Raw genomic sequence first — 20,583 nt, forward strand, 5'->3', positions numbered from 1 at the left:
TCGTCACTCCTTATGGTTTGCGGCTGAAGGCCATCAACAGGCGCCTAACCGCACCTTTGTCTTCCTCGCCCAGTTCCCGGACGTGATTCACCATCTCGATCTCATCTACCGAAAGTTCTCGTTCAGACACAGGCAGCGGCTGCCCGGTGATGACGAAGAGAACATCTACACCTGCGCAAGCAGCGAGATTTAGCAGAAGAGCACCCGGCTCACGGGTTCCTGCCTCATAGCTGGCCAGGGTCCGCTTGGAAACCCCGACGATGCCGGCAAATTGCTCTTGATTGAGATTGAGACGCTTACGCTCGGACTGAAGGCGCGCACCTATTTCTTCAGAAAGATGCACAAACGTTCCCTCTGCCTATTTACAAATGAACAATCGTGCATCATCCTTCGCATACCACTACACGAATTTGCACGATTAACCACTATGCACGCCACCTGTATATCCGAGCAAGCCTGCAAAGACGCCCGCAAACGCCTTGAACAGCAGGGTGTGACCGTCAAAGCGTTCGCTTTGAAGAATGATCTTCACCCCAGCACCGTCTACGCCGTTCTTCTGGGACAAAAGAAGTGCCTACGTGGTGAAGCTCACCGCGCAGCTGTACTCCTGGGTCTCAAACAAAACGTGAGTGAACAGTAGTGCGGCGAGCCAAGGAGGGAAACGAGAACATGAAACGCCCTATCCTCGAAAGCCGCCGCAAGGTGGTCAGCGCCATCATCACCGCGTATCCCGGTGGCCGTGACTGTGCAGCAGCGCACCTGGGCCTGGACATCAAACGTTTTGACAACCAGGCCTACGAAAGCGCCGGGCACAGGCCGCTGAGCGACGAGCAACTGTTCCAGCTTGAGAAAGTAACCGGCACGGCCTACCTGGCCGATTACGCCGCAGGTCTGTATGGCGGCGTCTTTGTTCCGATGCCTGAGCGTGTCGAGTTGGACAATGTCGAGCTGTATCGACTCAGTCTGGATGCCGACGTGAAAGAAGGCCGTGTCGACCAGGTCATCGCCAAGGCATTGGCCAACGGTGATATCGACGAAGGCGAGCTTGCCGAAATTGTCGCGGCCCACCGGGAGCATATCGCCGCTCGCCACGCTGAGGTCGGCGCAGTGATTACTCTGCACAGGAAGCCCAAGGAATGAGCACTTACAAGCTTATCTGCCCGCATTGCCACAAATCGCTGCGTATCCGCACCAGCGTTGGACAGCATGTGTTCCTGCGCACGGCTTACCTGCAATGCACCAATGAAGCCTGCGGCGCCACCTTCCGCGCCCAGTTCGAAATCACCCACGAAATGAGCCCTTCCGGCATGCCGAACCCTACTGTTCGGTTACCTGTTGCACCTGCAGCGTTGCGTCGTGATGCGATGCAAAACCCCAACGAAACACAGCTCGACCTCCTGGAGGCCACAGCATGAACTCTGTCACGCCGCTTGATTGCGAAAAGGACTACCGCACCAGCATGCAGCTGGCGGCGTTGAGTTACCTGCAGCGTCACAAGGCTGAACACCTGGGGGACGATGGCACCTTGCACGACCGAACTACCCACTACCTGGTGGACAACCTAGAGGTGCCGGCCTTCATGGCTCCCGACCTGGTCCGCCAGGCCATGGGCATGCTGACACCGGGCAAGTGCTCAAGGCTGTTCCGCCTGGAAATGGACCCAAGCTGTGCCACAGGAGTGGTTCACCTTATAGACATTGTGTCTGGCGACCGTGCACCGATTCCGTTGCGTGTACTGCCGCATCGGTTCCAGGCCGAACTGGCCACCTATTAACCCTTGATTCCCAGTCCCACGTCGTGGGTTTGGGGAAGTTGCATCCGAAATTCGAGGTAGACGCCATGCCAGACGCCATCGCCATAAAGCTGGACATGCCCAAAACAGTGGCCCAGGCCTTGTTATCGAACCTGCGCAGTGAGTTGCGCCGTTGCTTGTCCGAGCATTGGTACGACGACCGTTATCGCCAGGTTCCTGAGCCTCTGCGCAGCCGGCGAATCCTCGACGACTATCCCGCCCTGGACGGCCATAAACAAACGATCGGTGCCCTGCGGGCTGCCCTCGAAGCCAATCATTAAGGCCCACGCCATGCAGATGAAAGAAAAACTCAGGAGCGAAGTGCTGAATCGCCTTGAGCGCGACTACGGCCTGAAGCACATGACCGGCACCAATTACATGCGCAAAGGCAAATGCCCGGCGCACCGGTGCCAGAAAAATACCCTGTACACATTCCATGACTCGCCGTGGATGTTGATCTGTGGACGCCCAGAAAAGTGTGGCCACCGGGTACACATCAAGGACATCTACGATGACCTCTTCAACGACTGGAGTAAGACAGCACCGGCAACCCAGGAAGATCCCGTTGCCACCGCTCGCGCCTATCTGGAATTCGCCCGGGGCTTTCGAATCGACCTGATCAAGGGTTGGTTCACCCAGGAAAACTATTGGAGCAGGGATATCAACGCCGGCAGCGCCACTGTGCGTTTCCCGTTGGACAAAGGCGGCCACTGGGAACGCCTGATTGACCGGCCTGAGCGTTTCGGCAAGCAGAAGGCTCGCTTCAAACCCGGGGAAAGCTACAAGGGTGTCTGGTGGTGTCCACCCAGTGTGGACCTGCTAGCAATCGATGAACTGTGGATTGTCGAGGGCATCTTTGATGCCATCGCCCTCCTGCACCATGACACTGCCGCAGTATCGATGATGTCGAGCGCACCGTTGCCGATCGACTCACTCAAGGACCTGATCAAGCTGCGCCAGGACGCGGGGAAGCGCCTCCCGAGACTGGTCTGGGCTCTGGACAACGAACCGGTCGCACGCGCCAACACCCGCCGCTGGGTGAAGGAAGCCCGCGAGCTGGGCTTCACCTGTGAAGCGGCAATGATCCCGCAGACCGGGAGCAAAAAGCTTGATTGGAACGACTTGCACCTGCGCTGGACCTTCATTGAAGGCGACGACGAGCGTACCAAGCGGGTTGAAAAAGACCTGAAGGAAGCCCGGCATGAGGGGGCCTTGTTACTGGCCGAGTCCGCTGAGGAAAAAGGGCTGTTGATGTATGACTGGCACCCACGCAGCGAGTTTTCTTTCACCTTCAGGACACGGCTGTATTGGTTCAGGTTCGACCTGGAGAAGTTCGATCGTGCGATGCGGGACCTTGAAACCTCGGATCGCCAAGAGGATCAGTTGCTCAACGATCAGCAGAAGCGCGACAAGGCTATGCGCCAATGCGGCCACGTAGTTCGCATTGCCAACTGCCACTTTCAAGCACTGTATTTCATGCGCAACGAACTGACCGACGAGGCCTGGTACTACTTCCGCGTCGAGCGACCTGACGCTGCGGCAATCAAAAGTACCTTCAGCGCCGCACAGTTATCGTCTGCCCCGGAGTTCAAGAAGCGACTGCTCAACATTTCCAGCGGGGCCATGTTCACCGGCACCGCTCTGCAGTTGGAGCGTCTGATTGAACCGCAGCTCGATCGCCTGAAAACCGTAAACACCATTGACTGGATCGGCTACTCACGCGAGCACGGGGTCTATGTTTTCAATGACATCGCCATCACAAACGGCAAGGTCCACAAGCTCAACGAGGAAGACTTCTTCGACCTCGGGCAACTGAGCATCAAGTCGCAGAGCCAGTCACCGGTGCTCACCATCAATACCGACCTCAATGGCTACAACGAGGGCTGGTTCGAGGTGTTCTGGCGTTGCTTCGGCGTGCGTGGCGTGGTGGTGCTGGCCTGGTGGCTGGGTGCGTTGACCGCCGAGCAAATCCGCCAGAAGCAGAAAACCATCTGCTTTCTGGAACTTGTCGGCGAAGCGGGCTCAGGTAAGACCACCCTCGTGGAACTGTTCTGGAAGCTGGTAGGGCGCACGGAATACGAAGGCTTCGACCCGTCCAAGGCCACCCCGGTGAGCCGTGCCCGTAACTTCGCCCAGGTGGGCAATCTGCCCGTGGTTCTGATCGAGTCCGAACGAGAGCAGAAGGATGGTGCGCCGGTGAAGCACTTCGACTGGGACGAACTGAAGACCGCCTACAACGGCCGCAGCGTCCGCTCTACCGGCGTCAAGAACAACGGCAACGACACCCGCGAACCGCCTTTCCGTGGCGCGCTGCTGATTGCCCAGAACAACCCGGTCAATGCCTCCGAGCCGATCTTGCAGCGGATCTGCCACGTTCACTTGACCCGCGAGCACCACACGCCGGAGACCAAGTTGTTCGCCGAAGAACTGGAGCGTATGCCGATGGAGCGGGTCAGCGGCTTTCTGATCAAAGCCCTGCAGCGCGAAGCCGAGATTATGCGGCTCTTGGAAGAGCGGACTTCCCAGTATGAGCAGGAGCTGCTTGAGCGCCCTGGCATCCGTACCGTGCGTATTGCCAAAAACCACGCCCAACTGCGCAGCCTGGTTGATGGCTTGTGCCTTGTCGTGCCACTTGGCGACAAGCGCGCCGCCCTGGTGCATGAAGAAATCGGCCGTATGGCCGAGGAACGCCAGCAGGCTATCAACGCCGATCACCCAACCGTGCGCGAGTTCTGGGACCTCTACGACTTCCTCAACGGCATGGATGACAACGGCGCCCTCAACCATGCCCGCAAACAAGGCCTGATTGCCGTGAACCTCAATGAATTTGTCGAGCTGGCTGCCAACAAGCGCCAACAAGTGCCGGCCCTGAGCGAACTGAAGCGCCTACTCAAAACCAGCAAGTCCCCCAAATTTCTGGAGTCGAACAAGCCCGTCAACTCAGCGAGACAGACAGACGCGTTCAACACCAGCAAGACCGTCCGGTGCTGGATGTTCCAGGCCTGACAACTCGCCAGGGCGCGGCAACGCCCAGGTATCAACCCCAAGGAGAAGCACCATGCGCAACGAGAACCACGACGAGCATTACCACCCCAGTCGGCGCGAGACGCTGGCCACCCTGATTGCCAGTGGCTTGACCCTGGCCCTGCTGCTGGCAGTCGGCTACGCCGTTCCTGATCTGCTCAACAACCTGGTTCATTGATCAACCCGCCCGGGCGCGGCAACGCCTGGGTATCCCCAAGGAGAAGCACTGTGCAAACAAAGAACACTAAACAAATCGACAATCTTGAAATGGTCATGGCCTTCGAGGACTGGGCGGTTCCGCGAGGCTACGACCTGTCCAGAGACTTGTCGGGGACCGACACCACGTTCCTTAACTTGGAGACCCGCGCGGCGTGGCTAGGGTTTGAGGCCGCACACGGCCCAGCTGGCTGTGCCCCTGCCGGTCAGCAGCTCTACGCCCAACTCAAGAAAACCAGCGAGTACGCCCACCAGACGGGCGAAGTCTTTTCAGTCCGTGTCAAAAAGGCACCGTTTGATGATTACGTCATTCATGGGGGGCCCGGCGGTTTGTACCGCCTGCGTGACGTGGATTTGTACGTGATAGAGGACAGCAAGCAGTACCGCCTCAACTGAAACCGGATAACCGGAAAAAAGACGGCGCTGGAGAGCGGCAACTCCCCAGCGCCTACCAACCCCAAGGAGAAGCACCATGCAAGTACAAACCCAAGAAGTCAGCACCGAGCAGGCTACCACAACCGCTTTCCAGGTCGGCGACGAGGTCTCCTATGTTGCCATGCGGAAAGAAGGTCGCGGTTACCGCCTCAGTGCCCGCACCGGGAAGATCATCGAGATCGATGGCCAGGTTGCAACCATTCGGGGCGGCAATGGCCGCTGCAGCGTACAGCCACTGCAAAAGCTGACACCTGCTGGACAGCCGAACGCCCTGACCCGCGCCCTGATGGGGGAGCGTTGATTATGAGCATCCGTCACTTTTACAAAACAGAAGCTCCAGCCATTGTGGCCATCGTGCAGGAGTTCTACACCAAAAAGGCTGAGCAGCAGGCAGCACTGGTAGTTCTCGGTGAGGCCTTCGGCGGCCAGGTCGCCTCGATGCGGGACATCACTTGCCACTACGCCGGTGGGGTGAAACTCAGTGCCAGTAAAGAACTGGACGTGTACTGGCGGCGCCCAGACGAATATGGGTATCGCAGCCTTCGAAGTACCCCCCTGCTTCCAAAGGGTGGCAGCAAGGAAGATCGGGCAGCTTACAAAGCTGAGCACAGCCGTCTGCTGGAGCTTTGGGCGAAGCTATGCCCTCCACGATTGAGCAACCATACCTACTGGGAAAAGACCGGCATCAACACCGGCAACCTGTTGCTGAATGGTGGGATCAAGTTCGAGCTGGATGGCGTGGCCTATTTCAATCTGGGTTATCACCTCGACCAGGCCAAACACCTGGAGAAAGTAGCGGCTGGCCAGCCCTCCTACGGCTGGATCGAAGGTGTCATCGAGATCACCGCCAGTGAGTACGAAACGGCCCGGAATGCCCGTGAGGAAGCATTCAAAGCAGCCAAGGGGGTAAGCCGTGGATAAGGCAAGCACTCAACAGCGGCCGCGCCTGGCCGTTCACTTTCTCGACCTTCCCTGCATCTGCGATGTATGTGGCAAGGCCCGTTCAACGCGCTCCCACCAGCGCTGCAGCAAGATCCGCCAGCAGCGGAAATGCGCCGAATGGGAAGCCTACATGGCCAACGTCGAAGCCAAGCACGCACAGAAGGTACGTCGACATGCTTGAGATCATCGTCAAACCAACGTTGGGCAGCTACATGGCCCGCGCCAAAGGGCGGAAGACCAGCGCGAGTCGCTCGGAAGGGCCGCTTCAAGCGGCCGTTGCTCTGCTACGCAAGCTTGAACTCTGGGGTGGCGAGCTGCAGGAGCAAGACAGTAACCACCTTCCCCAAGGCCACGTGCTTTTCCATTTCCATCCCGTTGATGAGGCTATCAATGACGCAGTCAATTGATCAGAAGGTCCAGGAGAAACTGCGCAAGCTGCAGGCCCTGGCTGAACGCGGAGTGGGAGGCGAGAAGGCTAATGCACAGCGAATGCTTGAAACGCTGCTCGCACGCCATGGACTTAAGCTTGATGACCTGGCTGATGAGCGTCGCGAAATCTGCTGGTTCCCTGCTCCCTCCAAGTTCGAAACCCGCCTCGCTGCCCAGATCCTCGCAAAGGTGTGTAACACAGATAGTCCCGACGCTTACCGCAGCAAGCAGCGGCCGAAGCAGATCGGGGTTAAGGTAACCCCGGCGGAGGCTGTCGAGTTTGAGCTTCATTACGACACGCTGCGCAAAGCCCTCGAAGCGCATTTCCAGGATGCTTTTTCGGCATTCGTGCAAGCCAACCGTCTGTTTCCGACTACACCCAGCGACGACGTTGAACCGCTGTTGTCCGAGCGCGACTTCCGCGTAATGACTATGGCTTCAACTATCCAGCCCACAGCGGTTAACCCTCGCCTAGTACATCAAAGGGAGGCCACCCATGACTGATTTCTTCTACCTCCAGGACAGTCGTAACAACGTGGGTAGCCGAACAATGTTCTGGCGCCTAGGCGGCGGCTATACCTCAAACCTCAATGAGGCCGAGCAGTTCACACGTGAACGCGCAGTCAGGCAGTACGAAAGCAGGGAAACCGACCTACCCTGGCCCATGGAATACATCCGGGCACGGGCCGAAATAGGAGTCGATTGCCAGTACCTCACCAGATCCGAGGCCGAGGCCTACCACAACGTAGATGGTCGTTTTTACGTGGCCTACGCACGCGACTGGGATGGAAACGATCTTGTCTGGCTCGGCGGTACAGGCCCGACCGCGAACCTGGAAGACGCAATTCATCCTGGTGCCCCGGATTCCGCCAGCTACCGGTCGAAAGGCTTTGAGCTCTGGCCGTGCGGCTACATCGTCGATCGTTCGCGCCCGGTCGTGCGAGCCGTGCAGCTCGACCACAAGCAGGCGCTACGGGCAGTAGATCTCAAGCTGTCCCCGCCAAAACGCCAACGCACCAAGAGCTATGGCAGCCTGATCAATTGCGGTGGCTGCGGGCGTTTCCTTAACGATCGGCAGCGTTTCAACATCTGCCCTAACTGTGGCGAAGAGAATGCGCCATGACCAGAACTCTTGATCGTTTCATCTCTGAGAAAGACGTCCTGGAAGTGACGTCCTTTTCCCGCTCCACGCTGTGGCGGCAGATCAAACGCGGCAGATTTCCAGCATCGGTTGTGATCTCTGCCGGCCGGGTGGGCTGGAGACAGTCCGCTGTGCAGGCCTGGCAGAACGATCCGGACAACTGGCAAACATCCATCACCGAGGCCGCGTAAGCGGCCTCATCTATTCCTGTTCGGCTGCAATGACGTTTTTCCGCAGCCAAGCTTCCCACCGGCGCAGCCCTGCCCGCTTCTCGTCGAAGTAGTCGTAACGGTCGTAATGCTTCGACGACACATCCCCGAACGCATGCCCCTGGATGCGGTCCCGTAACTCCTTGCTCAGTCTGGCCTTGGCCATCAGCGTCTTACAGGTCCGCCGGAGATCCCGAAGCGTGAACGGCCCGTTGAACTTGTCGGCGTGCCGGCCATACAGCTTGGTCACCGCCCTGGACAGCGAATTAGTGTGCAACGCCGTGCCTTCTGCCTTGCCCTGGAATGGGTAGGCGCTGGTGTCGCTGATCTCATCCATCACCTGCAGGCTGTCACGCATCAGTTGGTTATATGGGACGACGTGCAGCGATCGCTCGCCCTCGATGCCGCGCCCCTTCTTGTTGCGGATCACCAGGTGGTCGTCCAGATAGCTCCGTCGCTCAGTCGCCAACAGTTGCTCCGGCCGCTGTCCCCCGGACGCGATCAGGAACTTGATCAGCTCCGAGGTCACCAAGCTCAGGTGCTCCGGCAGGACTTGCCAGAGGTACGCCAGTTCCTCCGCCGACAGTGCTCGATCGCCGGGCTGCTCCCAGTCGGCCTGGACGGGGACGCTGGCCACGGGGTTGCTGGAGAGACCGAATTTGCGGTCCGTCTTCTGGTAACTGCGCGGGTTGAACTCTTGTTCAAGACCGACTTGGAAGGCTGCGTGCAGCCGCGATCGGACGCGGTTGCAGTAGGTAGTCACGCCGCCGGCGATCATTCGGGACAGGATGTCGCGGATGTCCGCAGGCCCAATCAGGCAGGCAGGCCGCTTGACCAGAGCGGGAAATGGCTCGGCGATATAACGCTTGAACGACCACTTCACATCCTCGGCAGAGGCCGCGCCTTCACTGACCAGCTTGTTGACGTAGTTGTCCATCAGGTCCAGGAGAGTGGCAGGAGCTACCGCCACCTCTTTCTCCACCCGGCTCAGCTCACGCGCGGCCGCTAGCCCCATTGTCGGCCAAGTGCCCAGCTTAGATTTTGTCTTGGACCCGTTGACCCGCCGCTGGAAGTAGAACTCCTTGGTGCCGTTGGGTCGCACCCGCAGAAAGAGCACGCCCTCCCCCCTCGCACTGCGGCCGTCCGAGACCGTGTATTCCTTTTCGCCAGGCTTCATTGCCTTGATTTGTTTCTCAGTTAGCATTTGGGGGCCGTTTATGGGGGCCGTTTGGCCGAAGCAATATGAAATTGGGTGAAACAGCTTGAAACAGGCCGTTCCCCGGGCAGGCCCGTACTACGGGGCTTTACGGGCGAAATGATACAGACTGAACCTGCCTGATACACCATCAGACCCAGCTTCCCAAGCTGATAACGAGGGTTCGATTCCCTTCACCCGCTCCAGCTTCTTCCAGGCGCCAGCACAGCTGAGGCCTTGGCCACCGCCCTGGTGGCTGTTTCGCTAACGCCCCTTCGCTTCAACTGCTGCCAGCACCAGTATTCCCTGGGCCAGCTCACGATCCGTTGCGCCAGGCGCACGCCCTTCGCTACGCAACCAATTCAACGCCGACTCCAGGTAGACACCCCGGTAAGCGCCGTTGCTGGCAATGAACGCCGCAGCATCGTCGCGAGCTTGCGCCATCACTTGCTTGCCATCTTTGCCGGAACTGGCCTCGGAGGCCATGGTGGGGCCATAGGTGGTAGCGCCAGTGAGCATGAAGGGCAGATAAACCGTTGCTCCCAGAGTCAACATGCCGTCGACGTCGCCGCCGCTGCCAAAGATGTCGCCCTGACCCTGAGCGCTGCAGCACCAGGCCAGGCTCAGCAGAATTGCGGGCTTTTTCCAGCTATTGATCTTGCGTTCCATCGGCGTCCATTCAGTGCCCCTGTAATCGGCCGGCATTCTCCACGGCTTGAGCCAGACTTAACAGCAGTGTTTTTGACTTGACGCCCTGCCCAGGCGCCGCGCGCTGCGCTTTAATAGCCCACCGCGAAACACTCGAAAGGACCCGTGCATGTTTCTCTCCCGCTGGCTGCCTGGCCTGGCCAATCTGTTGCAATACCGCCGCGAATGGTTTCGCCATGACCTGCAGGCCGGTTTGTCGGTGGCGGCGATCCAGATCCCCATCGCCATTGCCTATGCGCAGATCGTCGGCCTGCCGCCGCAATACGGGCTGTATGCGTGCATCCTGCCGATGATGGTCTACGCGCTGATCGGCAGTTCCCGGCAGCTGATGGTCGGCCCGGATGCCGCCACCTGCGCCATGGTTGCCGGGGCGATTGCACCGCTGGCCATGGGCGACCCGGCGCGGCTGGCGCAGCTGTCGGTGATCGTCACCATCCTCGTCGGCCTGATGCTGATCGGTGCCGGGCTGGCGCGGGCCGGGTTCATCGCCAGTTTTTTCTCGCGGCCGATCCTCATCGGCTACCTCAACGGTATCGGCCTGAGCCTGCTGGCCGGGCAGCTGGGCAAGGTGCTGGGCTTTCAAGTCGAGGGTAACGGCTTTGTCCTCAGCCTGATCAACCTGCTGCAGCGCCTGGGTGAAATCCACTGGCTGACCCTGCTGATCGGCCTCGCCGGGCTGGGCTTGCTGATCTGGCTACCGCGCCGTTACCCGCGCCTGCCGGCGGCGCTGGTGACCGTGGCCGTGGCCACCCTGATAGTCGGATTGTTCGGCCTCGACCGTTTTGGCGTGGCGATTCTCGGCCCGGTGCCGGCCGGCATGCCGGAACTGGCCTGGCCGCAAACCAATCTGGAAGAAATGAAAAACCTGCTGCGCGATGCCCTGGGTATCGCCACCGTGAGCTTTTGCAGCGCCATGCTCACCGCGCGTAGCTTTGCTGCCCGCCATGGCTATGCGATCAATGCCAACCATGAGTTCCTGGCCCTTGGTGTCACCAACATTGCCGCCGGGGTATCCCAGGGCTTTGCCATCAGCGGCGCCGACTCGCGTACCGCGGTCAACGACATGGTCGGCGGCAAAAGCCAGTTAGTGGGGATCATCGCCGCGCTGGTCATCGCCCTGATCCTGCTGGCCTTCACCACGCCCATGGCCTGGATTCCCCAGGCTGCCCTCGGTGCAGTTTTGCTGATGGCCGGCTGGGGGCTGATCGATGTGCAGTCGCTGAAAAAAATCTACCACCTCAGCCGCTTCGAGTTCTGGCTGTGCGTGCTGACCACCGTCGGCGTGCTTGGCGTCGGTGTGCTGCCGGGCATCATCATCGCTGTGACCCTGGCGATCCTGCGGTTGCTCTACAGCATCTACCAGCCCACCGATGCGGTGCTCGGCTGGGTGCCGGGCATCGAAGGCCAGGTCGACATCCGCCGCCACCAGGATGCGCGCACGGTGCAGGGGCTGGTGGTGTATCGCTTTGACGATGCGATCCTGTTCTTCAACGCTGACTACTTCAAGATGCGTTTGCTCGAGGCGGTACAGCGCGAGGAGCAACCACGCGCGGTGCTGTTCGATGCCGAAGCGGTCAGCTCCATCGATGTCAGCGGCATTGCTGCCCTGCGCGAGGTGCGCGATACCCTGACAGCCCGCGGCATCTACTTCGGCATCGCCCGGGCACGCGGGCGTTTCTTGCGCATGCTGGTGCGCTCGGGGATCGCCCGGGAGATGGAGAACGGCTTGCTGTTTGGCTCGGTGCGTTCGGGGATCAGGGCATATCGGTTGTGGCGCAATCGCAGTCGCAGGGCAACGGTGCCGGGGATGGAAACGGCATCGCGGGGCAAGCCCGCTCCTACAGATGGGTAGGAGCGGGCTTGCCCCGCGATCGAGCCATTACCGGAGCTGACAGGCCTCGGGCACTTGCGCAACGTTGCCGATCAAGCTGATCAAGCCACACGGCAAGCTCCCCCGCCACTGCAGGTAATCATGCCCGGCCGGGTACTCGACCTGCGCCACCGCATACCCCTTGGCCAGCAGCACGTCACGCAGATGGCGGTTGGTATCGAGGATCTTCGGCCCTTCGAACAGGCCCGACTGCAGGTAGAAGCGCAGCGCTTGCCTGGGTGCCTTGACGTATTCGCGGGTGAGCCAGCCCGGCTCTTCGCCCTCACGCCCCCACCAATAGGAACCGGACATGCTCAACACATTGCCGAACAGCTGCGGGTGCTTGAGGCCCAGGTAGGCCGACGCCAGGCCGCCGTAGCTGGAACCGGCCACCACGGTGCGCTCTGGCGCTGCCGCAAGACCTTGCCGGCGCGCCCAGGGCATCAGTTCTTCAGCCATGAAGCGGGCGAACTGCGGGTTGGGCGGCAGTTCCTGCTGGCGGCTGAGGTCGCTGGGGTTGGCGACGATCAGCGCCGCGGTCGGCGGAATCAGGCCGTCGGCGATCAGGTTGTCGAGAATCGTCGGGGTCGGCACCTGGCGCGTATAGGCGTGGGCATCGAACAGCACCAGCAAGCCCTGCCCTTTTGCTCCCGCCTGCCACTGCGCCGGGCGGTACAGGTAAACGTCACGCTCGTTGCCCAGCAATTTACTGCTCAACACCTTGCGTTCCAGGCTGCCCCGGGCAATGCCGGGACGCTCGGCAACCCAGGGTTGCTCCGGTGCTGCCGGCAGCTCCAGGCGCGAGCGCGAGAGGAACGGGTCGCCGCTGCCATCGGCAAAGCCGTTGGGGTTGAGGGGATCGCGGCGGGTGCTGGCGAGGATCATCCGCCGATCATCGGAGGCCGGAACATCCGGGGCCATCTGGTAGCTCAGGCGCGCAGACGCCGGCAGCAGATAGCTGCGAAACCACACGTCGCTGTCGCCCAGGTGTTGCAGCTCATCATGATTGCCCGAGGGCGCGCCGAACACACGCACGTTGTCCTGCGCACCGCGCCAGAGGAAGGTCACCAGGGCCATGCCGGGCTGGTCTGCCACGTTTTCGACCATCGGCGTGCCCTGCTGCTGGCGCGCCCTCCAGAACGCTTCGGTACTCGCGCCCTGGGCCAGTTGTTGCTGCAGCGCTCGCAAGGTCTGGCTCTGCAACGGGTCAGCGCTGCGCTTCTGTTCAGCAGATGCGATCACCTGCTTGAGGGTCAATGCGTAGGTAACTTGCGGCCGGCTGGCGAGCGCCTCGGCACGCAGGCCGTAGGCGCCATCACGTTCGGCGATGAAGATGAACTCGCGCGGTTGGTCCTGGCCATCGATCAACATCCGCACAGGTTGGCCCTGGGCATCGAGCAGGCGCAGGCTGGCATCGCCCTGCAGTCGTCCCTGGACCAGGTCGCCGGCCTTGAGCTGCAAGGTCCAGACCGGTTGCAGCCCTTGGGCGAAGCTGGCGCTGACGGTTTGCCCGGGTTGCAGGATGTTATCGGTGCTTGCCATCGCGCTGCCACTCACGCACAGGGCCAGCGCCAGGGCGCAGCGCCATTGATTGAAGGTCTGCATGGTCACCTCAGAAATCGATGCTGGCGGAGAGTTTCAGCGTGCGCGGCTCGCTGACCGTCGCGTAACCGTCGTTGAACACCCCGGCCCAGTAGGCGCGGTTCTCGACGTTCTCAAGGCTTGCGCGCAGCACCACGTCCTTGCTGAGGATGCGCGTGCTGTAACGGCCGCCGAGGTCGTAGCGGGTCCACTGCGGGATCTTCAGGTCGTTGGCGCTATCGAGGTACTGCGAGCTGCTGTGGATGCCCAGCGCGGTCAGGGTCAGGCCCTCGATCCAGGGGGTATCCCACTCGGCGCCGAGGTTGGCCGACCAGGCCGGCACCCCACGGGCGGTGTTGCCGTCGAAGGTGCCGCCGGCGGTGCGGGTCAGTTCGGCGCGGGTGTAGGTGACGCCACCGAGCAGGCGCACGCTCGGGGTCAGCGAGCCGAACAGGTTCCATTCAACGCCGCGGTTACGTTGCTCGCCATCGTCGGTGTAACGGTTGCTGGCCCGATCCAGAAGCATGCTCGGCTTCTCGATCTGGAACACGCTGAGGGTGTGGGTGAAGTCGCCCAGGTCCCACTTGACCCCGGCCTCCATCTGCTTGGCCTTGTACGGGGCGAACTGCTCGCCGTAGTTGGCAGCGGCAAGGTCGGTGACCATGCCGCCCTGGGTCAGGCCCTCGATGTAGTTGGCGTACAGCGACACCGGCGCGTCCCAGGGCTTGAGCACCAGGCCCAGGGCCGGGGTCAGGGCGCGTTCGTCGTAGGCCGGGTTGCTCATCTTCTGCCGCACCCGCTGCGAGCGTACACCGAGGGTCAGCAGCACCTTGTCGTCGATAAAGCCCAGGGTGTCGGCGACGGCGAAGCTGGACAGGGTGTTGTCGCCGGTCTTGTCGCTGGAGCCGATATCGCCGGCAATGATCGGCTTGCCCGGGTGGTAGATATTGGTCACGTACTTCTTGCTGGTCACGGTAGCGGCGCGGCCGATGTCCTGGTGCAGCAAGGTGGTGCTCAACACCACCTGATGGTTTACCGGGCCGGTGACGAAGTTGCCACGTACCCCGGCTTCGGTGGACAGGCTGTGGGTGTAGCCGGCCTGGTTGTAAGTCTCGCCGCTGGCATCGCCGTTGGCACCAGTGACAATCACCCGGGTGCCATTGAGAAAGCCCTTGTAGCGGGTGCGAGCGCTGCCGACGCTGGCGTAGGCGGTCCAGTCGTCGTTGAGGTCGTATTCACCGCGCAGCACCACGGCCTTGCTGATCTGCTTGGCCGAGATACCGTCGAGGATGTTGGTGTCCGGTTTCGGCGCCTTGGTGACATGACCCAGTTTGCTGAAGCCGGCCATCATCGGGCTACCGTCTTCGAGTTTTTCATGGCTCTCGTAGGCATCCAGCTCGAGCTTCCAGCCATCGCCGCGATAGTCCATACCCAGGGAGGCCAGGGTGCGGTCCTTGGATTGCTGGTCGACGCCGGTTTCACCGCTGCCGTAAACGCCGTTGAAGCGGATGCCGAAACGCTGCTCATCGCCCAGGCGCCGGCCCAGGTCGATATGGTTGGCGACATAACCGTCGGACACGTAGCTGCTGGTCAGGCGCGTCAACGGTGCTTCGCCGGCGCGCTTGGGCACCAGGTTGATCACCCCGCCGACGCCGCCGTTGGGCGCCATGCCGTTGAGCAAGGCGCCGGGCCCCTTGAGCACCTCGACCCGCTCAAGGAACTCGGTCGCCACGTGGCCGTCCGGGGCCAGGCCGTACAATCCGTTCAGTGCAAGCTCGGTGGAATCGAGGGAGTAGCCACGGATCATGAAGTTCTCGTAGGCGTGGCCTTCACCGGTGCTGAAGCGGATCGACGGGTCGCTGCGCAGCACCGCGCCAACCGTGCCGCTTTGCTGGTTTTCCATGTGCTGGGCGGTGTAGGAGGTGACGTTGAACGGCGTCTCCATCACATCGCGATTGCCCAGCATGCCCAGCCGCGCGCCGCGGGCGACCTGGCCACCGCTGTAGGCCTCGGGGATACCGTTGGGGTTGCTGCTGGCGTTGATGTTCAGCTCGCCAAGGGTCAGGGCGCCATCGCTGTCGAGGCTGCGCAGGATGATCACGCCGTTTTCTTCGCTGGCCACCAGGCCACTGTTGGCCAGCAAGCGCTGCAAGGCCTGCTGCAGGGTGAACCGGCCCTGCAAAGCCGGGGCACTGCGGCCGGCCAGCAACTGGCTGTCGGCGGCGATCGCCACGCCGGCTTCGCGGGCCAGGGCATGCACAGCGGCTTCCAGGGACTGCCCCGGCAGGTTCAGGCTCAAGGCTTGCGCATCGGCAGCCAGGACGGCGGCATGGGCCGCGCTCAACGGCAACAGGCTGGCACTGCCCAGGGCACAGGCCAGCACCAGCCGACGCAGGGTACCGGGGAAAGCCACAGGATGTGCCGGGCGGGCATGGGAAAGCGACATGATCTGTCCTTGCAGAGGTGGGTTCAGCGATGAAGACGGGCCACTTCGCCGTTACCCCTCAAAACTTTTTCAGCGCCGTTGCAGGGTGCGCTGCTGCCCCTGCTTGACCAGGCTCACCGGGAGAATTTTCGGCAGCGTCTGCAGGAGCATTTCCGGCTGGTCGCTGGGGAAGCTGCCGGTCAGGTGCAACTGGGCGGCGCCATCGTCAAGGGTCACCGGTTGCAGGGCATAGGCGTTGACCTCGGCGATCACCTCGGCCAGCGGCGCATCGGTGAACGACCACCAGCCCCGCTGCCAGTGCTCGATACTCGCCGCTGCATGCGGGTCGGCCCTGAGCGTCAGCAAGCGGCCTTGCCCATCAAGGTTGATGCGCTCACCGGCCCGCAGTACCTGCGCGCCTTCGCGCAGGCCACGTACCTCGACCCGCCCGCGAGCCACCGCCACCTGAATCTCGCCACCGCGATCGCTGACGCTGAATGCCGTGCCCAGCACCTCGATTTCACCCAGGCGGGTCGTGATCAGAAACGGCCGCAAGCGCTCGCGTGCCACATCGAAACAAACATTGCCCTGCAGCAGGCGAACCTGGCGCAGGCCGTTGCTGTACTCGATACGCAGGCTGGTTTCGGCCGCCAGCAACAACTGGCTGCCATCGGGCAGGGTCTCCCGGCGCGGCGGTTCGGCATGCACGGTCTGCAGCAGGCGATCGAACTGCGGCGTACGCCGCCACAGCCAACCCAGCCAACTGGCCCCGGCCACCGCCACCAGCAAGCCGCCGCCCTGGCGCAGCAGACGCCGACGGCTAACATTGAGCGGCTCCGGCGTGACTGCCGTACGCAGTTGCGGGGTCAACCGATGGACCAGTTGCCAGCGTTGCTCAGCCTCTTGCCAGGCCCGTTCGTGCTCGCTGCTTTTGCTGCGCCAGCGCTCCAACTGGCCGTGTACCTGCTGCACCCGCTGCGGGTCGTCGCTGTTCAGCGCGGCCAGGTAGGTCAGGGCCTGCTGCACCTTGCGTGGAGAAACCGGCGACGACTCAGGCATGCCGTGCCGCCAGGCTCAGCTCGGACAAATCGAACACTGCCCGGGCGATGTGCAGCTCCACGGCCTTGGCCGACAGCTCAAGCTCGGCACACACCTGGCGATGGGGCTGGCCGTGCAAACGCACGCGGACGAATACCTCGCGGCGCAGGCGCGGCATGCGCTCGATACGCTCGATCAGTTGCTGTAACTGCTCGCGGGCGATGATGATGTCTTCAACGCTGGGGCTCAGCACATCGGCGCGGGTCAGCCAGTCTTCCAGCGCCGCCAGCTCGTTGCTGCGCCGCCGGTACTGATCGATGCACAGGTTGCGCGCGGCCTGGAACAACAACGCCCGGGCGTTGACCACCGGCGCGCTCAAGGCGTGGGCATACGCCTGGGCAAAACTCGACTGGGCAATGTCGGCCGCATCATCCGGGTTGCGCAGGCGCCCACACAGGTAACGGCGCAAGTCGCTGTAGTTTGCCAGCAGGTCGTGGACAACTGCCTGCAAGGCCGGGGCTGCGGCGGTCCAGGGCGTTGAGAGCGAAGTCATGAAGGTCCGGCGTGGGAGAAAGACATGAATAGGAATTCATATCATTCTCACATACCTGTGCGGCCTTCTGCCAGCCCTCAGCTGTTGCGCGGCAGCAGCCCCGGCAAGGCGTGGGCCAGGGCATTGACGGCAAAGCCGATGAACATCACCCCGCAGGCGCGGGTGATCCACAGCTCGTAGCGGGTGTACAGGGTGCGCACATGACGGGCACCGACCACACCGATCAGAATCAGGTAGGCCAGCAAGCCGCCGACAAAGCTCAGGGCGATCAAGGCTGGCAGCATCGACCAGTCCAGCGCTTCGGCGCGGCTCGAGAGCAAGGCGGTGAACGTCGCCACCGCCACCGGGTAGGCCTTGGGGTTGGTCAGGCCGAACACCACGCCATGCCAGAACGGCTTGCGCACCGGCCCCTGCTCGCCATCGCCGTTGCCCGGGCGGCTGCGCAAGGCGCGCATGCCCAGCCAGAACAGGTACAAACCGCTGATCACTCCGAGGATGTCGAACACCGAACTGCCGATTTGCCGGGCACCGACGATCGCCACCAGCGCCGTGCTGCACCACAGCACATCGCCGAGCAAGTGCCCGCAGAGAAACCCGGCACCGGCACGGCGCCCGCGGGTGGCGCCAATGCCGAGCACCGCCAGCACGCCGGGGCCGGGGGTAATACCGTAGATAAAACCGGAAGCGATTACCGCGAACAGCAGCGAAAAGGTCATCGGGGCAGCGTCCTGAAAGTCAGTGCAAGGCGCGAAGTCTACGGCAGCCGCGCAGTGCCAGCCAGCCTGTCAGTAGCCCTCGGCGCGCAGGATCTGCGCCTCGCTGCGGGCACTTGGGCGGCCCAGATAGCGCAGCAACTGGCCGCTGCGGTTGCTGAAGATGCCGTCGACGCCCGCCTCCAGCACCTGGCGAAAATCCACCGGCTCATCGACGGTGTACACGTGCACCAGCAAACCCTTGTCGTGGCTCAGCTGGTTCATCCACGGCTGCACCAGGTCGGCGTAACTCTGCGCGCCGCCCCCGGCCAGCGCCGCCGACGGCCCGGTACCGATGGCGCCGTCGGCCTTGGCATAATCGAGCCAGCGCTCGAATTCGGCCTTGTCCCGGGGTTGCTGACGGGCATAGAAGGCGGCCTTGTCGGTTTCACCCGACTCGGCGAAGGTCTGCTGTGAGGCGGGCTCGATGCTGCCCTTGCCGATCCACAGCAACAGCACCTTGGGCACCCGGGGCATGTGCTGGTGCAGCAGCGCCAGGCTGTTGCGGTCAAAACTCTGCAGCACCACCCTGCCCGGCCGCTCAAGCCAGCCACGGGCCTGCAGGGCTTTGTTCAGGTCGGCTTCGATGCCGGGGAACAGGTTCGGTACCTTGGTTTCGATGTACAAGCCGGGCTGATGTTGCGGGTTGGCCGCCGCGATATCCATGACTTCATCGAGGGTCTGGATTTTCAAACCCTTGAAGCTTGACCGGGCACGATCGGGGTAGGCCTTGTTGAACCAGCTGCCGACGTCCAGCGATTTCAGCTCGGCCAGGGTGAAAGCGCTCACCGGTTGATCCTGGCGTTCGGGAAAGCGCTCGGCCACATCGCTGGTACGCCGCAGGTTGTCGTCATGCACGGCAACCAGCACGCCGTCACTGGAGCGCTGCAGGTCCAGCTCCAGGTAATCGGCGCCCAGCTCCCGCGCCAGTTGATAGGCCGGCGCCGTGGACTCCGGTGCATCATACGAGGCGCCGCGATGGGCGATTACCGCCGGATAGGCAATGCCCTGCGCCCTGGCCAGCTCACTGCCCTGCCCGGCCTCGGCAAGCGCCGCCAGCGGCAATAGCGCCAGGCAACCCACTCGTGCAACTGCGTTGAACATTTTCAACCTTCCTTTGCTGTGCAGCGAATCCAGCATAGTCGCCAACGCTGATGACAAACCGGTTGCATGCTAAAGTCGCGGCGATTGCCTGCCCTGCCACAGAGATGCCCGATGCCCCACGCCGACCTCGACGCCAGCCTCAACCACTGGCCAGACCTGAACGCCAGTCACCCCTGCAGCGGCCTGCTGCTGGGCAATGGCGCCAGCCGGGCGCTGTGGCGGCCGTTCAGCTACTTCTCGCTGTTCGAGGAGGCCCAGCGGGTGCGGCACAAACCCCTGAACCTGAGCGACCAGGCGTTGTTCAAGTCGCTGGGCAGCGAGCTGTTCGAGCCGGTGCTCAGTGCCCTGAACACCACAGTGCGGATCAACGCCGCGCTGGCGATCAGCTCCTCGGCGCCGCTGAACCGCTACTACGCGATCAAGGAAGCGCTGATCCACGCCATCCGCAGCGTGCACATCCCCTGGCGCATGCTGCCGAGCCAGACCTTGCAGTTGATCAACCGCGAGCTGGGCAACTACCAGAGCGTCTACTCCAGCAACTACGACCTGATCTGCCATTGGGCAGCCAGCCAGAGGCCGGCAGGTTTCCAGCAGTTGTTCGATGAAGACGGCAACTTCGATATCCGCCGTACACGCGGCCCGGGCACGCGCATGCTGTACCTGCATGGCGGCCTGCACCTGCTCAAGCAGCAGGACGGCAGCACCCGCCAGCGCAGCGCCAGTGACGGCCAGTTGCTCGACGGCTTTGCCGTCAACACCCCCGGTGATGTGCCGCTGTTCGTCAACGAAAGCAGCAGCGACGACAAGCTCAAGGCCATCCGCAGTTCCGATTATTTAAGCTGGGCGCTCGGTGAACTGGCCGGCCATCAGGGCGGCTTGTGCATTTTCGGCCAGCACCTGGACAGCACCGACCGCCACCTGCTGGAGGCGATCAAGCAAGCGCACCCGGCGCACCTGGCCATCGCCATCCGGCCGTTGAGTGCAGCCTCTATCATCAGCCAGAAGCAGCACCACGTGCAGCGCTTTGCCGATATGCCCGAGCTGCAACTGCACTTTTTCGATGCCACCAGCCACCCGCTGGGAGCGTCTGGCCTGGAAGTCGCGGTGCCGGTGCCGATCCGCAAGCGGCGTTGAGCAACAAGAAAAACAGGCATGGTAAATAACAATTA

25 protein-coding genes are annotated in these 20,583 nt (G+C 62.1%); 16 read left to right on the forward strand and 9 right to left on the reverse strand.

The genetic code is table 11. The features are described from left to right. Positions 1–10: 10 nt before the first annotated feature. Positions 11–343: a helix-turn-helix domain-containing protein gene (locus ABIE20_RS04565; RefSeq protein ID WP_429503158.1), complete on the reverse strand. Its 333-nt coding sequence runs from the start codon at positions 341–343 to the stop codon at positions 11–13. A gap of 84 nt (positions 344–427) precedes the next feature. Between ABIE20_RS04565 and ABIE20_RS04570 the strand changes: the two genes are divergently transcribed. From ABIE20_RS04570 to ABIE20_RS04635, 14 genes are all read left to right on the forward strand, one after another. Next, positions 428–640, forward strand: a complete 213-nt coding sequence (locus ABIE20_RS04570) for a DNA-binding protein (protein ID WP_429503160.1) — start codon at positions 428–430, stop codon at positions 638–640. Positions 641–669: 29 nt separating this feature from the next. Further along, positions 670–1,140, forward strand: coding sequence for a YmfL family putative regulatory protein (locus tag ABIE20_RS04575; RefSeq protein ID WP_429503162.1), 471 nt, complete (start codon positions 670–672; stop codon positions 1,138–1,140). Then, on the forward strand, positions 1,137–1,415 hold the full coding sequence (locus tag ABIE20_RS04580; protein ID WP_429503164.1) for an ogr/Delta-like zinc finger family protein: 279 nt from the start codon (positions 1,137–1,139) through the stop codon (positions 1,413–1,415). The genes ABIE20_RS04575 and ABIE20_RS04580 overlap by 4 nt, the downstream gene beginning before the upstream one ends. After that, the gene (locus ABIE20_RS04585; RefSeq protein ID WP_429503166.1) at positions 1,412–1,774 is read left to right on the forward strand and encodes a hypothetical protein; all 363 of its coding nucleotides are present in this window, start codon (positions 1,412–1,414) and stop codon (positions 1,772–1,774) included. The genes ABIE20_RS04580 and ABIE20_RS04585 overlap by 4 nt, the downstream gene beginning before the upstream one ends. A gap of 315 nt (positions 1,775–2,089) precedes the next feature. After that, a complete protein-coding gene (locus ABIE20_RS04590; protein ID WP_429503678.1) occupies positions 2,090–4,798 on the forward strand; it encodes a toprim domain-containing protein in 2,709 nt (902 codons plus the stop codon). A 52-nt stretch (positions 4,799–4,850) separates the two neighbouring features. Next, positions 4,851–4,994 (forward strand): hypothetical protein, encoded by a 144-nt coding sequence (locus ABIE20_RS04595; protein WP_429503167.1) that lies wholly within the window; start codon positions 4,851–4,853, stop codon positions 4,992–4,994. A 50-nt stretch (positions 4,995–5,044) separates the two neighbouring features. Next, positions 5,045–5,428: a hypothetical protein gene (locus ABIE20_RS04600; protein WP_429503169.1), complete on the forward strand. Its 384-nt coding sequence runs from the start codon at positions 5,045–5,047 to the stop codon at positions 5,426–5,428. A 76-nt stretch (positions 5,429–5,504) separates the two neighbouring features. Next, a complete protein-coding gene (locus tag ABIE20_RS04605) occupies positions 5,505–5,768 on the forward strand; it encodes a hypothetical protein (protein ID WP_429503171.1) in 264 nt (87 codons plus the stop codon). Positions 5,769–5,770: 2 nt separating this feature from the next. Then, entirely contained in the window at positions 5,771–6,388 is a 618-nt protein-coding gene (locus ABIE20_RS04610) for a hypothetical protein (protein ID WP_429503173.1), read from the forward strand. Beyond that, positions 6,381–6,590: a hypothetical protein gene (locus ABIE20_RS04615; protein WP_429503175.1), complete on the forward strand. Its 210-nt coding sequence runs from the start codon at positions 6,381–6,383 to the stop codon at positions 6,588–6,590. The genes ABIE20_RS04610 and ABIE20_RS04615 overlap by 8 nt, the downstream gene beginning before the upstream one ends. Continuing rightward, the gene (locus ABIE20_RS04620; protein ID WP_429503176.1) at positions 6,583–6,816 is read left to right on the forward strand and encodes a hypothetical protein; all 234 of its coding nucleotides are present in this window, start codon (positions 6,583–6,585) and stop codon (positions 6,814–6,816) included. The genes ABIE20_RS04615 and ABIE20_RS04620 overlap by 8 nt, the downstream gene beginning before the upstream one ends. Beyond that, complete coding sequence (locus tag ABIE20_RS04625) at positions 6,800–7,342, forward strand: DUF2786 domain-containing protein (protein WP_429503178.1); 543 nt, start codon at positions 6,800–6,802, stop codon at positions 7,340–7,342. The genes ABIE20_RS04620 and ABIE20_RS04625 overlap by 17 nt, the downstream gene beginning before the upstream one ends. After that, entirely contained in the window at positions 7,335–7,961 is a 627-nt protein-coding gene (locus tag ABIE20_RS04630; RefSeq protein ID WP_429503180.1) for a hypothetical protein, read from the forward strand. The genes ABIE20_RS04625 and ABIE20_RS04630 overlap by 8 nt, the downstream gene beginning before the upstream one ends. Beyond that, the gene (locus ABIE20_RS04635; protein ID WP_429503181.1) at positions 7,958–8,170 is read left to right on the forward strand and encodes a helix-turn-helix transcriptional regulator; all 213 of its coding nucleotides are present in this window, start codon (positions 7,958–7,960) and stop codon (positions 8,168–8,170) included. Before ABIE20_RS04630 ends, ABIE20_RS04635 begins: the two co-directional genes overlap by 4 nt. A gap of 10 nt (positions 8,171–8,180) precedes the next feature. Here ABIE20_RS04635 and ABIE20_RS04640 read toward each other — a convergent pair whose 3' ends face one another. Both ABIE20_RS04640 and ABIE20_RS04645 read right to left on the reverse strand, forming a co-directional pair. After that, a complete protein-coding gene (locus tag ABIE20_RS04640; protein ID WP_429503183.1) occupies positions 8,181–9,392 on the reverse strand; it encodes a tyrosine-type recombinase/integrase in 1,212 nt (403 codons plus the stop codon). Between the two features lie 255 nt (positions 9,393–9,647). Continuing rightward, positions 9,648–10,052 carry a DUF2388 domain-containing protein gene (locus ABIE20_RS04645; protein WP_429503185.1) on the reverse strand — a complete coding sequence of 135 codons (405 nt, stop codon included), beginning with the start codon at positions 10,050–10,052 and terminating at the stop codon, positions 9,648–9,650. 148 nt (positions 10,053–10,200) lie between these two features. On the opposite strand from ABIE20_RS04645, the gene ABIE20_RS04650 reads away from it, so the two are divergent. Then, positions 10,201–11,943, forward strand: coding sequence for a SulP family inorganic anion transporter (locus ABIE20_RS04650; protein WP_429503187.1), 1,743 nt, complete (start codon positions 10,201–10,203; stop codon positions 11,941–11,943). A 27-nt stretch (positions 11,944–11,970) separates the two neighbouring features. On the opposite strand, the gene ABIE20_RS04655 is transcribed toward ABIE20_RS04650, so the two are convergent. The 6 genes from ABIE20_RS04655 to ABIE20_RS04680 form a co-directional block, all read right to left on the reverse strand. Next, positions 11,971–13,566, reverse strand: coding sequence for an alpha/beta hydrolase-fold protein (locus ABIE20_RS04655; RefSeq protein ID WP_429503189.1), 1,596 nt, complete (start codon positions 13,564–13,566; stop codon positions 11,971–11,973). Positions 13,567–13,573: 7 nt separating this feature from the next. Beyond that, the gene (locus ABIE20_RS04660) at positions 13,574–15,988 is read right to left on the reverse strand and encodes a TonB-dependent siderophore receptor (protein WP_429503191.1); all 2,415 of its coding nucleotides are present in this window, start codon (positions 15,986–15,988) and stop codon (positions 13,574–13,576) included. Between the two features lie 69 nt (positions 15,989–16,057). After that, positions 16,058–17,026 (reverse strand): FecR family protein, encoded by a 969-nt coding sequence (locus ABIE20_RS04665; protein ID WP_429503193.1) that lies wholly within the window; start codon positions 17,024–17,026, stop codon positions 16,058–16,060. Continuing rightward, positions 17,019–17,558 (reverse strand): RNA polymerase sigma factor, encoded by a 540-nt coding sequence (locus ABIE20_RS04670; protein ID WP_429503195.1) that lies wholly within the window; start codon positions 17,556–17,558, stop codon positions 17,019–17,021. The genes ABIE20_RS04665 and ABIE20_RS04670 overlap by 8 nt, the downstream gene beginning before the upstream one ends. Before the next feature lie 77 nt (positions 17,559–17,635). Next, positions 17,636–18,274, reverse strand: coding sequence for a LysE family translocator (locus ABIE20_RS04675; RefSeq protein WP_429503197.1), 639 nt, complete (start codon positions 18,272–18,274; stop codon positions 17,636–17,638). 69 nt (positions 18,275–18,343) lie between these two features. Continuing rightward, positions 18,344–19,414, reverse strand: coding sequence for a glycerophosphodiester phosphodiesterase (locus tag ABIE20_RS04680; RefSeq protein ID WP_429503199.1), 1,071 nt, complete (start codon positions 19,412–19,414; stop codon positions 18,344–18,346). A 111-nt stretch (positions 19,415–19,525) separates the two neighbouring features. Here ABIE20_RS04680 and ABIE20_RS04685 point away from each other — a divergent pair, with 111 nt between their 5' ends. Continuing rightward, positions 19,526–20,548 carry a DUF4917 family protein gene (locus tag ABIE20_RS04685; protein ID WP_429503201.1) on the forward strand — a complete coding sequence of 341 codons (1,023 nt, stop codon included), beginning with the start codon at positions 19,526–19,528 and terminating at the stop codon, positions 20,546–20,548. Positions 20,549–20,583: the final 35 nt, after the last annotated feature.

Source organism: Pseudomonas sp. 2835 (genome assembly GCF_050435905.1).
In the GTDB taxonomy this organism is placed as follows: Bacteria; Pseudomonadota; Gammaproteobacteria; order Pseudomonadales; family Pseudomonadaceae; genus Aquipseudomonas.

What these genes read in the sequence shown, in the direction of transcription:
- ABIE20_RS04570 (WP_429503160.1), top strand. Translation starts at nt 428, where the DNA reads ATGCACGCCACCTGTATATCCGAGCAAGCCTGCAAAGACGCCCGCAAA.
- ABIE20_RS04575 (WP_429503162.1), top strand. Translation starts at nt 670, where the DNA reads ATGAAACGCCCTATCCTCGAAAGCCGCCGCAAGGTGGTCAGCGCCATC.
- ABIE20_RS04580 (WP_429503164.1), top strand. Translation starts at nt 1,137, where the DNA reads ATGAGCACTTACAAGCTTATCTGCCCGCATTGCCACAAATCGCTGCGT.
- ABIE20_RS04585 (WP_429503166.1), top strand. Translation starts at nt 1,412, where the DNA reads ATGAACTCTGTCACGCCGCTTGATTGCGAAAAGGACTACCGCACCAGC.
- ABIE20_RS04590 (WP_429503678.1), top strand. Translation starts at nt 2,090, where the DNA reads ATGAAAGAAAAACTCAGGAGCGAAGTGCTGAATCGCCTTGAGCGCGAC.
- ABIE20_RS04595 (WP_429503167.1), top strand. Translation starts at nt 4,851, where the DNA reads ATGCGCAACGAGAACCACGACGAGCATTACCACCCCAGTCGGCGCGAG.
- ABIE20_RS04605 (WP_429503171.1), top strand. Translation starts at nt 5,505, where the DNA reads ATGCAAGTACAAACCCAAGAAGTCAGCACCGAGCAGGCTACCACAACC.
- ABIE20_RS04610 (WP_429503173.1), top strand. Translation starts at nt 5,771, where the DNA reads ATGAGCATCCGTCACTTTTACAAAACAGAAGCTCCAGCCATTGTGGCC.
- ABIE20_RS04620 (WP_429503176.1), top strand. Translation starts at nt 6,583, where the DNA reads ATGCTTGAGATCATCGTCAAACCAACGTTGGGCAGCTACATGGCCCGC.
- ABIE20_RS04625 (WP_429503178.1), top strand. Translation starts at nt 6,800, where the DNA reads ATGACGCAGTCAATTGATCAGAAGGTCCAGGAGAAACTGCGCAAGCTG.
- ABIE20_RS04630 (WP_429503180.1), top strand. Translation starts at nt 7,335, where the DNA reads ATGACTGATTTCTTCTACCTCCAGGACAGTCGTAACAACGTGGGTAGC.
- ABIE20_RS04635 (WP_429503181.1), top strand. Translation starts at nt 7,958, where the DNA reads ATGACCAGAACTCTTGATCGTTTCATCTCTGAGAAAGACGTCCTGGAA.
- ABIE20_RS04640 (WP_429503183.1), bottom strand. Translation starts at nt 9,392, where the DNA reads ATGCTAACTGAGAAACAAATCAAGGCAATGAAGCCTGGCGAAAAGGAA.
- ABIE20_RS04645 (WP_429503185.1), bottom strand. Translation starts at nt 10,052, where the DNA reads ATGGAACGCAAGATCAATAGCTGGAAAAAGCCCGCAATTCTGCTGAGC.
- ABIE20_RS04650 (WP_429503187.1), top strand. Translation starts at nt 10,201, where the DNA reads ATGTTTCTCTCCCGCTGGCTGCCTGGCCTGGCCAATCTGTTGCAATAC.
- ABIE20_RS04655 (WP_429503189.1), bottom strand. Translation starts at nt 13,566, where the DNA reads ATGCAGACCTTCAATCAATGGCGCTGCGCCCTGGCGCTGGCCCTGTGC.
- ABIE20_RS04660 (WP_429503191.1), bottom strand. Translation starts at nt 15,988, where the DNA reads ATGTCGCTTTCCCATGCCCGCCCGGCACATCCTGTGGCTTTCCCCGGT.
- ABIE20_RS04665 (WP_429503193.1), bottom strand. Translation starts at nt 17,026, where the DNA reads ATGCCTGAGTCGTCGCCGGTTTCTCCACGCAAGGTGCAGCAGGCCCTG.
- ABIE20_RS04670 (WP_429503195.1), bottom strand. Translation starts at nt 17,558, where the DNA reads ATGACTTCGCTCTCAACGCCCTGGACCGCCGCAGCCCCGGCCTTGCAG.
- ABIE20_RS04675 (WP_429503197.1), bottom strand. Translation starts at nt 18,274, where the DNA reads ATGACCTTTTCGCTGCTGTTCGCGGTAATCGCTTCCGGTTTTATCTAC.
- ABIE20_RS04680 (WP_429503199.1), bottom strand. Translation starts at nt 19,414, where the DNA reads ATGTTCAACGCAGTTGCACGAGTGGGTTGCCTGGCGCTATTGCCGCTG.
- ABIE20_RS04685 (WP_429503201.1), top strand. Translation starts at nt 19,526, where the DNA reads ATGCCCCACGCCGACCTCGACGCCAGCCTCAACCACTGGCCAGACCTG.